Source organism: Rahnella bonaserana (assembly GCF_019049675.1).
In the GTDB taxonomy this organism is placed as follows: domain Bacteria; phylum Pseudomonadota; class Gammaproteobacteria; order Enterobacterales; family Enterobacteriaceae; genus Rahnella; species Rahnella bonaserana.
The window spans coordinates 61,005-76,301 of sequence record NZ_JAFMOW010000047.1 but is presented as its reverse complement, the minus strand read 5'-3'; the positions used below and the strand labels follow the sequence as shown (position 1 = coordinate 76,301).

Annotated in this window: 15 protein-coding genes and 1 pseudogene; 7 read left to right on the top strand and 9 right to left on the bottom strand. The window is 52.5% G+C overall.

Annotated elements, in window-relative coordinates; genetic code table 11:
- Window positions 1–106: pseudogene (locus J1778_RS02200) on the bottom strand (flagellin FliC); the annotation flags it as partial.
- A gap of 450 nt (window positions 107–556) precedes the next feature.
- On the opposite strand from J1778_RS02200, the gene fliD reads away from it, so the two are divergent.
- The 3 genes from fliD (at window position 557) to J1778_RS02185 (ending at window position 2,828) form a co-directional block, all read left to right on the top strand.
- Window positions 557–2,020, top strand: coding sequence for a flagellar filament capping protein FliD (gene fliD, locus J1778_RS02195; RefSeq protein WP_217171786.1), 1,464 nt, complete (start codon window positions 557–559; stop codon window positions 2,018–2,020).
- Between the two features lie 69 nt (window positions 2,021–2,089).
- Entirely contained in the window at window positions 2,090–2,497 is a 408-nt protein-coding gene (gene fliS, locus J1778_RS02190; protein WP_120163525.1) for a flagellar export chaperone FliS, read from the top strand.
- Entirely contained in the window at window positions 2,490–2,828 is a 339-nt protein-coding gene (locus tag J1778_RS02185) for a flagellar protein FliT (RefSeq protein ID WP_238484526.1), read from the top strand. Before fliS ends, J1778_RS02185 begins: the two co-directional genes overlap by 8 nt.
- 135 nt (window positions 2,829–2,963) lie before the next feature.
- Here the strand turns inward: J1778_RS02185 and J1778_RS02180 are convergent, their stop codons facing one another.
- The 8 genes from J1778_RS02180 to fliE all read right to left on the bottom strand — a co-directional run bounded on the left by J1778_RS02180 (window position 2,964) and on the right by fliE (window position 10,244).
- Window positions 2,964–3,365, bottom strand: coding sequence for a flagellar protein FlhE (locus tag J1778_RS02180; protein ID WP_217171785.1), 402 nt, complete (start codon window positions 3,363–3,365; stop codon window positions 2,964–2,966).
- A complete protein-coding gene (gene flhA, locus J1778_RS02175) occupies window positions 3,362–5,470 on the bottom strand; it encodes a flagellar biosynthesis protein FlhA (protein ID WP_217171791.1) in 2,109 nt (702 codons plus the stop codon). Before flhA ends, J1778_RS02180 begins: the two co-directional genes overlap by 4 nt.
- Window positions 5,470–6,615 (bottom strand): flagellar biosynthesis protein FlhB, encoded by a 1,146-nt coding sequence (flhB, locus tag J1778_RS02170; protein WP_217171784.1) that lies wholly within the window; start codon window positions 6,613–6,615, stop codon window positions 5,470–5,472. The genes flhA and flhB overlap by 1 nt, the downstream gene beginning before the upstream one ends.
- A 75-nt stretch (window positions 6,616–6,690) precedes the next feature.
- Entirely contained in the window at window positions 6,691–7,335 is a 645-nt protein-coding gene (gene cheZ, locus J1778_RS02165) for a protein phosphatase CheZ (RefSeq protein WP_217171783.1), read from the bottom strand.
- 7 nt (window positions 7,336–7,342) lie between these two features.
- Window positions 7,343–7,732, bottom strand: coding sequence for a chemotaxis response regulator CheY (gene cheY, locus J1778_RS02160; protein ID WP_217171782.1), 390 nt, complete (start codon window positions 7,730–7,732; stop codon window positions 7,343–7,345).
- A gap of 86 nt (window positions 7,733–7,818) precedes the next feature.
- Window positions 7,819–8,865, bottom strand: coding sequence for a protein-glutamate methylesterase/protein-glutamine glutaminase (locus tag J1778_RS02155; RefSeq protein ID WP_217171781.1), 1,047 nt, complete (start codon window positions 8,863–8,865; stop codon window positions 7,819–7,821).
- On the bottom strand, window positions 8,865–9,680 hold the full coding sequence (locus tag J1778_RS02150) for a CheR family methyltransferase (protein ID WP_217171780.1): 816 nt from the start codon (window positions 9,678–9,680) through the stop codon (window positions 8,865–8,867). Before J1778_RS02150 ends, J1778_RS02155 begins: the two co-directional genes overlap by 1 nt.
- Window positions 9,681–9,908: 228 nt before the next feature.
- On the bottom strand, window positions 9,909–10,244 hold the full coding sequence (gene fliE, locus J1778_RS02145) for a flagellar hook-basal body complex protein FliE (RefSeq protein ID WP_217171779.1): 336 nt from the start codon (window positions 10,242–10,244) through the stop codon (window positions 9,909–9,911).
- Between the two features lie 278 nt (window positions 10,245–10,522).
- On the opposite strand from fliE, the gene fliF reads away from it, so the two are divergent.
- From fliF to fliI, 4 genes are read left to right on the top strand one after another with little or no spacing between them, the layout of a single operon-like run.
- Window positions 10,523–12,229: a flagellar basal-body MS-ring/collar protein FliF gene (fliF, locus tag J1778_RS02140; RefSeq protein WP_217171778.1), complete on the top strand. Its 1,707-nt coding sequence runs from the start codon at window positions 10,523–10,525 to the stop codon at window positions 12,227–12,229.
- Window positions 12,229–13,215, top strand: a complete 987-nt coding sequence (fliG, locus tag J1778_RS02135) for a flagellar motor switch protein FliG (RefSeq protein WP_217171777.1) — start codon at window positions 12,229–12,231, stop codon at window positions 13,213–13,215. The genes fliF and fliG overlap by 1 nt, the downstream gene beginning before the upstream one ends.
- Window positions 13,202–13,915 carry a flagellar assembly protein FliH gene (locus J1778_RS02130; protein WP_217171776.1) on the top strand — a complete coding sequence of 238 codons (714 nt, stop codon included), beginning with the start codon at window positions 13,202–13,204 and terminating at the stop codon, window positions 13,913–13,915. Before fliG ends, J1778_RS02130 begins: the two co-directional genes overlap by 14 nt.
- Window positions 13,912–15,288, top strand: coding sequence for a flagellar protein export ATPase FliI (gene fliI, locus J1778_RS02125; RefSeq protein ID WP_217171775.1), 1,377 nt, complete (start codon window positions 13,912–13,914; stop codon window positions 15,286–15,288). Before J1778_RS02130 ends, fliI begins: the two co-directional genes overlap by 4 nt.
- Window positions 15,289–15,297 lie beyond the last annotated feature (9 nt).

Genomic DNA, 15,297 nt, shown 5'->3' with positions numbered 1-15,297 from the left:
CGCCGGAAGATAAACGCTGGATAGCGGTACCCAGTGAAGACTGTGATTTATTCAGGTTGTTCTGTGCTACCAGGCTCAGGGAGTTGGTATTAATAACTTGTGCCATTGAGATTTCCTCGAGTATTTATAATGTAACACTGCAACTGTATTTAAATTGAGTGATGCGTTATTTCGTTCGCATACTTAAATCATCGGAGTGTCAGAAAATCTCTAAAGTCTTTTTTTAAATTAATTTGCTGCGCGGTCAGAATTCATACTTTTGTTAAAATTGAAGGTAATAATGTTAATGACGTTTTTAGCAGGGATATTTTTTTATTTAAATCGCAATCATGATAAAAGAATACACTTTTGTCGCCAATTGTGATGTTTGCGGATCGGAATAAGTGAAATAACCCCTGATTTCTGAAATCTATTGGGTGAAAAGAAGCAGGGAATGTTTTTATCGGGCGTTATGGTTGATGGGTAAATGACAAAGAATTAAACTTTATATTGCTTGAACCGATATCTAATAGTGAAGTTCCTTCGAAATAAAATACATTCTATACAGGAGAATATAATGGCTTCCTTCTCATCATTGGGTATCGGATCCGGTCTTGACACAGCAACCATGCTTGAGCAGATCAAGGCAGGGGAACAGACGCGTCTGAAGCCTTATACCTTGCTGCAAACGAGCTATAAATCGAAGATTTCCGCATGGGGTCAGATTTCCAGTTCTATGTCAGCGCTGCAGACCAGCGTAAAAAGTCTGTCTAACGATGCCTTTAACACCTTAACGGTCAGCTCCAATAAAGCGTTTAGCGCGACAGCCACCACCGGCGCCAATGCCGACAGCCATGAAGTCACGGTTGAACAGCTGGCGATGGCGCACAAAATCAAAACCGAAGGCGTGGACAGTGCCGACGAAGCGCAAGGCGAGGCGAATAACGGTATCCGCACGGTCACCATTACGACCGGCTCCGGTGATTCAGCGAAAACCACCACGGTTGAGCTGAAGGATGATGAAACCTCACTGAACCAGATTGCCAAGGCCATCAATAAACAAGACGGTGGTGTCAGCGCCAGCGTGCAGCGCACCAACGACGGTTATCAGCTGGTGTTAAGTTCTAAAAGCACCGGCAGCGACGGTAAAATCAGCGTCAAAGTTGAAGGTGATGACAAGCTTGCCGGCATGATGGACACCTCAAACGGCGGACGACCGGCGGAGGGTCCCGATAACGGCGACGGCATGTATTTAGTGACCGAAGCGCAGGATGCAAAGCTCAAAGTTGATGGCAGCTCATATACCCGTTCTTCCAACAACATCAGCGACATTATCAGCGGCGTCACCCTGCAGCTCAAAGCGGTGTCGGAAGATAATAAATCAGAACAGCTGACGATGACCCGTGATACCGGTGCCATCAAAACCAGCGTGAAAGACTTCGTTGAGAAGTACAACGCGTTGCTGAAAATGACCACCGCAGCCAGCAAATATGTCCAGAATGATACGTCGGGTCTGAAAGACGATCAGGTCGCTACGCAAAATGGTGAAAGCGGCGCACTGATGGGGGATTCCACCCTGCGCGGCATGGTCAGTGAGCTGCGTACGGCGGTGAACGGCACCTACGGTTCTTCGGATGCTGACATCACCTCACTGGCAGATATCGGCATCAAAATTGATGCGGCCACCGGCCAGATGACGCTGGATGAAAGCAAAATTGATGCCGCCATTGCCGATAATCCGGACGGTATTGCCGATATGTTTATGGGACGCGGCACTAACGAAGGGATGGCCGTCAAACTCGGCACCATCATCACCAAATATGTGGGTGATCCGGAGACTAAAACTGACGGTCTGATTAAAACGTCCACTGACAGCCTGGATGAACAGGTCAAAATCATGCAGACCCAGCTGGATAAAACCCAGAAACTGATCGACGCACAGGTTGAGCGTTACCGGGTGCAGTTCTCGGCGCTGGACAGCACCATGTCACAGCTTAACAGCCTGCAAAATCAGCTGACCGGCATTTTAGCGTCACTCTGATGGTTTAATTTCAACGAATAACGACTCTGCAGGAGGCTTGCCCTCCTGCCGGGAGAAAGCGGAACCACCATGTATTCAAAATCGGGAAGTAAGGCTTACGCCCAGGTTGATCTGGAAAGTCAGCTGGCCGGCGCATCGCCACATGAGCTGATTACCATGTTGTATGAAGGCGCGAATAACGCCGTACTGCGCGCCAAAATCTATTTTGAAATGGGAAATATTGCCAAGCGTGGAGAAATGATCTCCCGCGCCATCAATATTATTGATAACGGATTGCGAACGTCTCTGGATCATGAAAAGGGACAACACATCGCGGAAGATTTGGAGAGGTTATATGACTATATGTCACGAACCTTGCTGGACGCTAACCGGCAAAACTCTCCGGACGGACTCACGAGTGTGAGTGAAATACTGACAAACCTTGCCACCACATGGAAGGAAATTGAACCTAAAAAAAGGCTGGAAAATTATGGGTAACACGGTATCCGAAGAGTATGAAGAGATTTATCAGTTGAACTTACATCTGCTTGAAATGGTAAAGCAGGGCAAGTGGGAAGAATTTATCCAGCTTGCCGAGGTGTATATTACTAAGCTCAATGATGTGATCAGTAATCAGCCGGAAGATATATTACCGGATGAGAAGACATCTCTGAGCTTTATTCTGACCAGTCTGATTGAAAGTGAAGACGAAATTGAAAAAACGTTGAAAAGCAGACTGGATGTACTGAAAAAGGAGATGTCATCTTTACATCGCGGGAAGAAGTACAGCGAGGCGTATTCATCACAATTTACCTCCGCGTTCCATTAATCCCCGGAGAGGCTATTTTGGTTAACCAAATATAGCCTTAGCATAGCGTTGAGCACCCCTCTCACCTTGCTACTCTTCGGCAAAATTGAATACTGATTATTCTTAACAGGTAATTCAATTAGCCACAGTGACTTGTTAATAATAATTAATCGTAAGCTGATTCTTCACCACATTCAGGGGCGGCAATAACTGCCCCTGACTTTCCACCGTATAGACAAAATAAAAGGGTCCGCGCGCCGTCAGCGATGAACCCACACTTTTCTGCCCTGATAATGAATCCAGCCTGATGCACTTTTCCTGACTGCACAATTTAATCTGCAAACCCGGAGGCGGCGCAGAGAGCAGGCTGATACGCCACGAAATCCGGCCAAGGGTCGCCGCCGGCGGGAGGGTCGTGTTTAGCGGGCGACTGGTTAATGTCTGATTACCCACGCTGACTCTCCCGCCGGCTGAATCTCCGCTCCAGGAACCACTGGCAGCCGCAGCCGCCAGCGGGAAGCACAACGTAAGCCCGGTGATCAGGGCACGAAGGTTCATTCTTTGCCTCCGATGATGTAAGACATTCTGACGTTACGGTTATTGCTGATTTCCTGATTCGATAACACGGTCAGCTGCGGATAGACGCGGCGCAGGAAGCGGGACAACATGAAGCGAAGAGGCTGATTCACCAGCAACACCAGCGGCGCTCCGCTGGCTTCCTGCTGGGCAATGGCTTTTTCGGTCTGCAGCATAATATTTTCTGCGATGCCCGGTTCGATGGCGCTGCCACTTTGTGTCGCCTGAATGAGCAACCGTTCGAGATTCAGATCCAGCCCGATCACCTGCATTTCGCCATTTCCGGGGAACCATTTCTGGGTAATGGCACGGCCCAGCCTGATGCGAACGTGCGCGGTCAGATCGTCAGGATCGGTAATCGTGCCAGCGAATTCCGCCAGCGTATCAATAATGGTGCGCACGTCGCGAATGGAGATCCGCTCCGACAGCAGATTTTGCAGCACTTTATTGAAGGTGGTCAGCGAAATCACGCCGGGGATCAGATCCTCAACCAGTTTCGGCATATCTTTCGTCAGACGATCCAGCAGTTGCTGCGTTTCCTGGCGGCCAAAAAGCTCATCCGTGTGCAGGGAAATCAGGTGATTAAGGTGTGTGGCGATCACCGAACTCGGATCCACCACGGTATAACCCAGCGCCTGAGCCCGTTCGCGCATGACTTCGTCGATCCACACCGCAGGCAAACCAAAGGCCGGATCCTGACAAGGTACACCCGGCAATTCACCTTCAGCACAACCCGGATCGATCGCCATCCAGCGTTCAGGCTGAGTTTCCCCGCGTCCGATTTCAACGCCTTTCAGCAGGATCCGGTAATCCGTCGGCGCCAGATCTAAGTTGTCGCGGATGTGAACCGGCGGTGGCAGGAATCCCATTTCCTGAGCAAATTTCTTACGGATCCCGCGAATACGGGTCAGCAGCTGACCTTTCTGTTCACTGTCGACCATTGGGATCAGGCGGTATCCGACTTCCAGCCCCAGAACATCTTCATGCTGTACGTCTGCCCACGAGGCTTCGGTGACCTGCGCCGCGTCAGCTTCGGCTTTCGCCGCCGCCTGAGCGTCTTTGCTCATCGGGCGTTTGCGGGCTGACGGATTATCGGTCTGACGTCCGCGCATCCACCAGGCCAGGGCCAGCAAACCGCCGGTAAACAGCAGGAAGACAAAGTTAGGCATCCCCGGCACCAGCCCCAGCAGGCCGATCACACCGGCGGCCAGCACCATGACGCGTGGATTATTAAACAGCTGGCCCACCATCTGCTCGCCGACGTCCTGATCGGTCGCCACGCGGGTCACGATCACACCGGCGGCGGTCGAAATCACCAGTCCGGGGATCTGCGCCACCAGACCATCACCGATGGTCAGCAGCGTGTAAGTTGCCCCGGCTTCGGCGAAAGACATGTCATGCTGCATCGTGCCGATCATCAGTCCGCCGATCACGTTAATGGCCATGATCAGCAACCCTGCGATGGCATCGCCGCGCACGAATTTACTGGCACCGTCCATGGATCCGTAGAAGTCGGCTTCCTGCGTCACATCGCTGCGGCGCTTTTTGGCTTCTTCCTCGCCGATGATCCCGGCATTCAGATCCGCATCGATCGCCATCTGTTTGCCCGGCATCCCGTCGAGGACAAAACGTGCGCCGACTTCTGCGATACGTCCGGCACCTTTGGTGATAACCATGAAGTTGATGATCACCAGAATGACGAACACGATGATACCGATGGCAAAATTACCGCCCACCAGAAAGTGTCCGAATGCGTCGATCACCTGACCCGCCGCCCCTTCACCGGTATGCCCATACATCAGGATGATACGGGTTGAAGCAATGTTGAGCGCCAGTCGCAACAGCGTGGAAAACAGCAGCACCGTTGGGAATGCGGAGAATTCCAGGGTGTTTTGCGTAAACATCGCCACCAGCAAAATCATCAGCGACAGCACGATATTGAAGGTAAACAGCAAATCCAGAATGAAAGCTGGCAGCGGCAAAATCATCATGGCCAGAATGGTCATGATCAATACCGGACCTGCCAGTATTTGCCATTGCGTCTGTTTAAAATCCGGTAAACGTAATTTGGTGGCTAAATTGGCCATCACTCATGACTCTCTTGTGCAAAATCCAGTGCCGCAGGCACCGGAAGGTTCTCAGGTTTTTTAGGAAGGGCGCCGGTGCCTTTTTTCCAGCGTCTCAGGCCGTAAACCCAGGCCAGGACTTCTGCGACGGCACCGTATAATTCGGTCGGGATTTGTTCGCCAATTTCGCAATGCCGGTAAAGCGCGCGCGCCAGCGGCGGGGCTTCCAGCATCGGAATATTGTGTTTAGCCGCTTCTTCACGGATGCGTAATGCAATATCGCCCGCACCCTTTGCCAGCATCACGGGTGCCCCTGTGCCGTCCTCTTTGTAGCTGAGGGCAATGGAATAGTGGGTCGGGTTATTCACAATCACGTCAGCCTGAGGAATGTCTTCCATCATTCGCTGACGGGCAGCGGCACGTTGCAGCTGTTTGATGCGTCCTTTAACGTGCGGATCGCCTTCCTGCTGTTTAAATTCATCACGTATTTCCTGACGGCTCATGCGTAGCTTTTTCAGGTTACTCATGACCTGATGAAATACGTCGTAACCCACCAGCGGGATCAGCGCCAGGATCACCACCAGCAGACAGCCGGACACCAGAGATCGCATATCTTTCAGCCCGATCGCGACCGGTTCATAAATCAGCTGGATCATGTGGGATTTTGCGCTCATCAGGTAAACCCCGGCAGCACATCCCACCAGGGTGACTTTCAGAAGACTTTTCAGTAATTCCGATACCACCTGTGTGGAAAACATGCGTTTGAGTCCTGATAAAGGATTCAAACGCTTGAGATCCATTTTTAATGATTTTCCGCTGATGTTCAGACCGCCCAGTAACAGCGGGGATGCCAGCCCGGTGAAAAACAGCCCGACTAAAATGGGCAGCACGGAAAATACCGCCATGCTGAATAACTCACCGGCGCGCAGAAGCATCAGTCTGGAATCGAGCATCACCAGACGGTCAAAGGTCAGCCCGTTGTGCAACAGCAAGCTGAGCTTTCCGGCCAGATGCGAGCCACCGAGCATGATCAACATCCAGCCCACCAGCAGCATCAGCAGGGACGTCAGCTCTTTGGAACGGGGAACCTGCCCCTCTTCGCGGGCTTTGGATATCCTGGTGGGTGTGGGTTCCTCTGTTTTTTCTACATCACTTTCTTCAGACATGAGAGCAGCCCGGCAAGTGACCGCTCAGGGCGGCGTGTAGGGAAGAAGAGAGGAGGAAACAGAACCGCATGATGTTTAGAATCCCAGCGAATCGAGCAGGTCATCGACCTGGTCTTGCGAGGCAACAATGCCTGCGACGGACTGGTTGATCTGCGGCCCGTTTTTCAGGCTGTCTTCCGGTTCGCTGGTGGAGGCTGGCATCATGCCCGGCATGTTTTCTACCAGAACCTGAATCAGCTCCTGCTCAACGTTTTCGATGAGCTTCATCATGTTCTGGATCACCTGACCGGTAAGATCCTGAAAGTCCTGAGCCATCATGATTTGCATGAGCTGTTCATTGGTCTGGCGGGCAATCACCGGCGTTTCATCGAGAAATGCGCGTGTGTCTGCGACCAGTTCCCGTGCCATTGACAGCTCAACCGGATTTTCAAACCAGGCATCCCAGCGCTCTTTCAGGCCGGAGGATTGTTCGCTCAGGGAGTCCTGAAGCGGGCGCGCAATTTCCACGCAGGTTAATGCGCGGTCTGCTGCCTGCGAGGTTTTCCCCACGACATAGTTCAGACGTTCCCGAGTGTCGGGGATCGCTTCCGCCACATCCATAATGGCGCGATCCAGACCCAGATTGGCCACACTGTCGCGCAGGAGACGGGTGAGCTGACCAATGCGGGAAAAAATGTCTTTAAAGTTTTTTGCTGATGCCTGGTTTGTTGTTGTATTCATCCTCTGATTACCACCCCAGTTTTTCGAAGATTTTATTGAGTTTTTCTTCCAGCGTTGCTGCGGTGAAAGGCTTCACCACATACCCGTTCGCGCCAGCCTGAGCCGCCGCAATGATGTTTTCTTTTTTCGCTTCGGCGGTCACCATCAGCACGGGAATTGCTTTCAGGACATCGTCTTTACGCATTTCCGAAAGCAGCTGCAGGCCGTCCAGATTTGGCATATTCCAGTCACTGATCACGAAGTCGAAAGTAGAAGCGCGCAGTTTTGTCAGTGCATCCTGACCATCTTCCGCCTCTTCCACATTTTTGAACCCCAAATCCTGAAGCAGGTTACGAACAATGCGGCGCATGGTGGCGAAATCGTCGATAACCAAAAAGCGCAAATTTTTATCTGCCATTTACTCGTCCTTTAATGGTGAAAATTGTGAAAATACAAAACAGTAGAAAAACAAAAGACACCCGATAGCAGGTGCCATAACGGGTGTTAAATTCGCCGGGCCTGACCCACCACGCCGTTAAGTATGTGCTGAGTCATGTCATGTAAATCAGTCACCTCGCACGCAGCGCCCAGCCCGATAGCCTCGCGGGGCATGCCGAACACCACACAGGTTTTTTCGCTTTGCGCCAGGGTATGCGCGCCAGATTTGCGCATCTCCAGTAATCCGTGGGCACCGTCACTGCCCATTCCGGTCAGGATCGCGCCGACCGCATTTTTGCCGGCAGATTTGGCGACTGAACGGAAGAGCACGTCAACGGAAGGACGATGGCGGTTAACCGCCGGAGCCTGATTCAGTCTGATGTGGTAATTAGCGCCGCTGCGTATCAGTTCCATGTGCCGGTCGCCGGGCGCAATATAGGCATGACCGGGCAATACGCGGTCGCCGTCCTCACCTTCTTTCACCGAAATCTGGCAAAGGTTGTCGAGGCGTTCTGCAAAGGATCGCGTGAAGCCGGGCGGCATATGTTGAGCAATCACGATGCCCGGACTGGTCATGGGCATCGGGAGTAACACCTGACGCAAGGCTTCTGTACCGCCGGTGGAGGAACCAATGGCAATGATTTTTTCACTGCCGACCAGCGGGCTGGAAATCACGGCAGTTGCGTGCGGATGCCGGTCCCGGCGGCAGACTTGCACTCTGGAAGCCATGCGGATTTTTTCTGCAATGATCTCTGCATATTGCATCATGCCGTCTTTCAGCCCCATCTCAGGCTTGGTGACAAAATCCAGGGCTCCCAGTTCCAGAGCACTCAGTGTTATTTCCGATCCCCGGCTGGTCAGCGAGGACACCATGATCACCGGCATAGGGCGCAGACGCATCAGGCGCTCCAGGAAGTCCAGACCGTCCATGCGTGGCATTTCCACGTCCAGCGTCAGAACATCCGGATTAAATCGCTTGATCAAATCCCGGGCAATAATGGGATCCGGTGCTGTGGCCACCATTTCCATATCAGACTGATGATTCACAATGTCACTCATAATGGTGCGAATGAGTGCCGAATCATCAACACAAAGTACTCGTATCATTTTCATTATTTCTCCCGGGCCAGGGAATACACTGACTGACCTCGCAGGCGGAAAGGACCATTCGTACTGTTAAAATGTTCCGAATGGCCGGCGAACAAAATGCCACCCGGTTTGAGCAGGGTGGCGAAGCGTTTCATCAGCTGCTCCTGCGTCTTTTGATCAAAATAGATCATCACATTACGGCAGAATATGGCGTCAAACGGTGCCGGAACATCCCAGGTCGGACTCAGCAAATTAAGGTGCTGGTAACGGATACTGGCCAGTAATTCTTTTCTGACTTTCACCAGATTTTGCTGATCGCCGGTACCGCGCAGGAAATAATTTTTCTTCTGTTCAGCGGTTAAACTGTCGATATCAGACAGGCGATACACGGCATTCGTGGCTTTCTGTAAGACCTCTGTGTCGATATCCGTTGCCCAGATACGCGGCCCGGCCACCGAGCGGCCCAGGGTTTCATCCAGCGTCATGGCAATGGAGCAGGGTTCTTCACCGGTCGATGCTGCGGTACACCACACGTTGTAATTTGGCCGGTTGCGTGCATGTTCTGCCAGAATGGGGAAGTGGTAAGACTCCCTGAAAAATGACGTCAGGTTGGTGGTCAGCGCATTAATAAATAGCTGCCATTCCGGGCTGTTCTGGTTGGATTCCAGACGACTGATATAGTCAGTAAAACGGGTTAATTTCAATTCACGTAGCCTGCGGGACAAACGGTTATAGACCATGTCACGCTTCTGGCTATTTAATACAATCCCTGCGCGTTGATAGATAAGCTCTGCAATCTTTTGCAAATCCTTATCGGAAAGTTCTTCCTGAAGTCGCATATTTCAATTGTTCAACTGTTACTGATGGAGTTTAATTCCCAAAGGGATAATAACTGACATATCTGCCTGCATATTCCCCAATTGATAAGGAAGGTCATGATCTCCTGCAGGTTTGTAGGGCAGATATTGACAGCGAAGAAATAAAAAATGACCAGCAGGCCATATTAAACATATTTCTTAAAAGAGGTTTTTTTCTGATACTGTTGATGCCATCAGATAACACGTCTTTTAAACAGACATACTCATGACTTCCTGATAAGCACTGACCATTTTATTTCGTACCTGGATACCCAGATTAAGTGCCACAGACGACTTCTGCATGGATATCATGACATCGTTCAGTCCGATGTCCGTCGCGCCGGTCATGTAGTCCTGTGCCTGTGTCTTCGCGGTGTTCTGCATCTGACTGATATTGTTAATACTGTCGAATAAAACGTCTGAAAATTGTAATTTTTTATCGACATTTTTATTATCAGAAATGAACGGTGTTTTTTGTGTGGCCGACGTTTGCTGGGCCTGGAAGCTAATTTGATCCAGAACGCCTTTCATCGATTGAATAGACATCAGAAATTCCTTTATATCGGCTTAATAAGCTCGCCGTTATTCTCTCTGTGGGTTTTTAATAACTGCAGCGTAACATAAGGTCATGTAAATAAAATAATGCGAATAGCTGACAGAAGTTTCAGCTTATTGATGTTTAAAAAAAACGCAATTAGAAGATAATACGCGACTGGAAATCTGTCTGTGTATTTACTGCTTCGCTTTCTCTTATCCGTATCCGGAGTGCTGATTCGCAACAATACGCCTGCATTGCGTCATTTATTTTTTTACAGGACTACGGCATGAATGCCACAACAAACGGTATTAAAAACAAAAGTACAGCTAATCTGATGGCAGCATTAGAACGTTTACGTTCGAGTCCTAAAATTATATTGCTCATCAGCGCATCTGCGGCTATTTCAATCATTATTGCCCTGATCTTCTGGGCTAAATCGCCAGATTATCGCGTCCTGTACAGCAATATCAGCGATCAGGACGGCGGCGCTATCGTGGCGCAATTAACGCAAATGAATGTGCCTTACCGCTTTCAGGAAAGCGGCGGGGCGATCATGGTGCCTGAAGATAAAGTTCACGAAGCACGGCTGACCCTCGCCCAGCTCGGTTTGCCGAAGGGCGGCGCGGTGGGTTTCGAATTGCTCGATCAGGAAAAATTTGGCATCAGCCAGTTCAGTGAGCAGGTTAACTTCCAGCGTGCGCTGGAAGGCGAACTTTCCCGCACCATCGAAACGCTTGGCACGGTACAGAATGCCCGCGTGCATCTGGCGATGCCAAAACCGTCCATGTTTGTCCGCGAACAGAAGCCACCTTCTGCGGCTGTCACCCTGACGCTGAGCAACGGACGCACGCTGGATTCCGGACAGGTGAATGCGATCACTTATCTGATTTCCAGCGCGGTGCCGGGGCTGAATGCCGATAACGTCACCATCGTCGATCAGAGCGGACGGCTGCTGACCCAAAGTGGCGGTCAGGCGATGCAGACGACACAGCTTAAATACACCAGCGAGGTAGAAGCGGACTACCAGCAGCGTATCCAGACGATTCTCGCCACGATTGTCGGGCGTAATAACGTTAAGGCGCAGGTGACTGCACAGATTGATTTCACTCAACACGAGCAAACCGCCGAGCAATATCAGCCAAACTCGTCGCCGGAAAAAATGGCGATCCGCAGCCGCCAGACCAGTGATGCCGAACAGGGCAGCAAAAGTGGCGTCGGCGGTGTGCCGGGGGCGCTGAGCAATCAGCCACCAGTGCCGGCGACCGCGCCAATAACTCAGCCGCCGGTACCGAACCAACCTGCGCAGGGTACGAATGCGGCAAACAACAACGCCAACCCGGCGGCAGGCACGGCTGAAACGACAGTGGCGACGCCGATGCCGTTTAATAACCGCAAAGACAACACCACCAACTACGAGCTTGACCGTACGCTGACGCACATTAAGCGCAGCACCGGCAGCATCGAACGGCTTTCTGTTGCTGTGGTCGTCAACTATCTGCCAGGCAAAGACGGGACGCCGGTGGCGTTAACGCCGGAGCAACTGGAGCAGGTGAATGCGCTGGTGAAAGAGACGATGGGCTATTCCGCCGCACGAGGCGACACCATCAATATCGTGAACTCGCCATTTACCCCGGTGGAAGAAGAGCCGGCACCGCCGTTCTGGAAGCAGGAAGGGTTTATTAACCTGCTGATGTCTGCCGCCCGTTATCTGCTGATTGCCCTGGTGGCCTGGTTCCTGTGGCGTAAAGCCGTTCAGCCTGCCTGGCTGCGCAATCAGGAGCTGGTGTTGCAGCGTCTGGAGCTTGAGAAACAGGCACGTCAGGAAGAACTGGATGCCAGCGCACGCCGTGCAGAAAGCGGCGCGAGAGCCAAGGCCGAGCAGCGCGTTGAAACGGAACTTAATACCCAGAGCCTGCGCGAACTGGCACAGCAGGAGCCACGGGTTATTGCACTGGTCATTCGCCAGTGGATGAATAAGGAGATGAAGTCCTGATGAATGCCTCAGATAAAAGTGCGATCGTCATGCTGACGCTCGGTGACGGGCTGGCGGCCGAGGTGTTCAAACACCTCAACACCCATGAAGTCAAACTGATCAGTAGTTCAATGGTCAATATGGGCGGCTTCACTCATGAGCAACTGGCCGAAGTTCTGAAGGAATTCCAGCGGGATTCCAGTGAATACGCGGCACTGAGCGTGAATACCAATGAGTATCTGCGCAGTGTGCTGGTGAAGGCGCTGGGCGAGGAGCGTGCCTCCAGCCTGCTCGAGGACTTGCTGGATACTCAGCAGGGTACCAACGGTATCGAGACGCTCAACTTTATGGAGCCGCAGACCGTCTTCGACCTGATCCGCGACGAGCACCCGCAGATTATTGCCACCATTCTGGTTCACCTCAAACGCGGTCAGGCTGCCGATGTGCTGAGTAAATTCGATGACCGCGAACGTAACGACATCATGTTGCGTATTGCCACCTTCGGCGGCGTTCAGCCTGCCGCCTTGCAGGAACTGACCGAAGTGCTCAACGGTCTGTTGCACGGACAGAATCTCAAGCGCAGCAAAATGGGCGGTGTACGTCCAGCGGCGGAAATTCTCAACCTGATGAAATCTCAGCAGGAAGAGGCGGCTATCGAAGCCGTTCGCGAATTCGACCAGGAACTGGCGCAGAAGATTATCGACGAGATGTTCCTGTTCGAAAATCTGGTCGAAATCGAAGACCGCAGCATTCAGCGCATCCTGCAGGAGATCGAAAACGAATCACTTATCGTTGCCCTCAAAGGTGCCGAAGGGCCGCTGCGAGAGAAATTCTTCCGCAATATGTCCCGTCGTCAGGCGGAGATCATGAAAGAAGATCTGGGGTCCCGTGGTCCGATCCGTATGTCTCAGGTGGAAGCCGAGCAGAAAAGCATTTTGCTGATTGTCCGCCGTCTGGCAGAGACAGGCGAAGTGGTGATTGGAGGAAGCGAAGATGCCTACGTCTGATCGCGGGAAGCAGCCTGACTGGCAGGTCTGGAAGCCGCAGAACCTGCTGGACGATTTCAGCCAGCCTGAACATGACATTATTGATACACCAGGCACCTATCAGTCTGATGAATTATTGCAGGCCGAGCTGGCGCGTATCCGTCAGCAGGCCGAACAAAAAGGCTTTGCGCAGGGGCAGGCACGCGGTCTGGAAGAAGGGAAAAAAAAGGGGCACGAGGCGGGATTTGCTCAGGGTCACAAAGAAGGTTTTGAACAAGGTCTGGCTGAGTCCGGCGCGCAGCAGCGTGAAACCGGCGAGCATTTTGCCCGTCTGCTGGAAGAGTTCAAAATTGCCCTCAGCAATCTCGACAGCGTGATCCCGTCCCGTCTGGTGCAGTTGTCGCTGACGGCGGCGCGCTCCATTCTGGGCAAAAATATCACCTGCGATAACGACGTCTTGCTGGAGAAAATTCAGCAGCTGTTACAGCAGGAAACGCTGTTCAAGGGCACCGCGATTCTGTGGGTCAATCCCGATGATATGGCGCTGGTACAAGATAATGTCGGTAAATCACTGGCGTCGATGGGCTGGGATATCCGTGGCGATGCGCAAATCTTGCCGGGCGGATGCCGGATTACCTCGGAAGAAGGCGAGTTCGACGCCACCATGAATACCCGCTGGCAGGAACTGTGCGAGCTGAGTCGTGAGGATTATCTGGCATGACGATGCGTCTCGCAAAATGGCTGGAGGCTATCGACAGAAAAGAGAAGCTGATGACCTCGCTGCCGCCTTTTCGCCAGTACGGCAAATTAACCCGCGCCACCGGACTGGTGATGGAAGCCGTCGGGTTGAAACTGCCGATCGGCACATTGTGCATCGTGGAACGTCATTCCCGCGACGGCGTGGATAAAGTCGAAAGCGAAGTGGTCGGTTTCAATGGCCAGATTTTGTATCTGATGCCGCTGGAAAATGTCGACGGCATTTTACCGGGCGCGCGGGTTTACGCGCTTGAAAACGGTGAGGGAGCCAGTAAAAGCAAGCAATTGCCGCTGGGGAGAGAACTGTTAGGCCGCGTGCTGGATGCCAGCGCCCGTCCGCTCGATGGCCTGCCGCCGCCGGTCACGTCACAACACGGCCCGCTGTTTACGCCTCCGGTGAATCCGCTGTTGCGTGACCCGATTAAAAATGTGCTGGATGTCGGCGTCCGTGCGATTAACGGCCTGCTGACCGTCGGTCGTGGTCAGCGTATGGGGCTGTTTGCCGGTTCCGGCGTCGGGAAAAGTGTGCTGCTGGGCATGATGGCCCGCTACACCAAAGCCGATGTGATTGTCGTCGGCCTGATTGGTGAGCGTGGCCGTGAAGTGAAAGATTTCATCGAAAATATCCTCGGTGAAGAAGGGCGCAAGCGTTCTGTGGTGATTGCCGCCCCGGCGGACGTTTCGCCGATCCTGCGTATGCAGGGCGCGGTGTACGCCACCCGTATCGCCGAAGATTTTCGCGACAACGGGCTGGATGTCCTGCTGATCATGGATTCCCTGACCCGTTATGCCATGGCGCAGCGTGAGATCGCGCTGGCGATCGGTGAACCTCCGGCGACCAAAGGCTATCCGCCTTCTGTGTTTGCGAAATTACCGGCACTGGTTGAACGGGCGGGTAATGGCGTGAAAGAAGGGGGATCGATCACCGCGTTTTACACCGTTCTGACGGAAGGCGACGATCAGCAGGATCCGATCGCCGACTCCGCCCGTGCGATCCTCGACGGACACATTGTGCTGTCGCGTCGTCTGGCTGAATCCGGCCATTATCCGGCCATTGATATTGAAGCCTCCATCAGCCGTGCGATGACCGAGCTTATCGAGCCGGTGCATTACAAAAAAGTCCAAAACTTCAAGCAGTTGCTTTCCTCCTATCAGCGTAACCGTGACCTGGTCAGCGTCGGGGCGTACGCGGCGGGCAGCGATCCGCTGCTGGATAAAGCCATTCGCCTGTATCCGCAAATGGAAGCCTATTTACAGCAGGCAATCTACGAGAGCAGCGGTTATCAGGAAGCGGGCGACAAGCTTGATGCCATTTTTTCAGACCAACCCAAAGCCTGAGGTGACTAA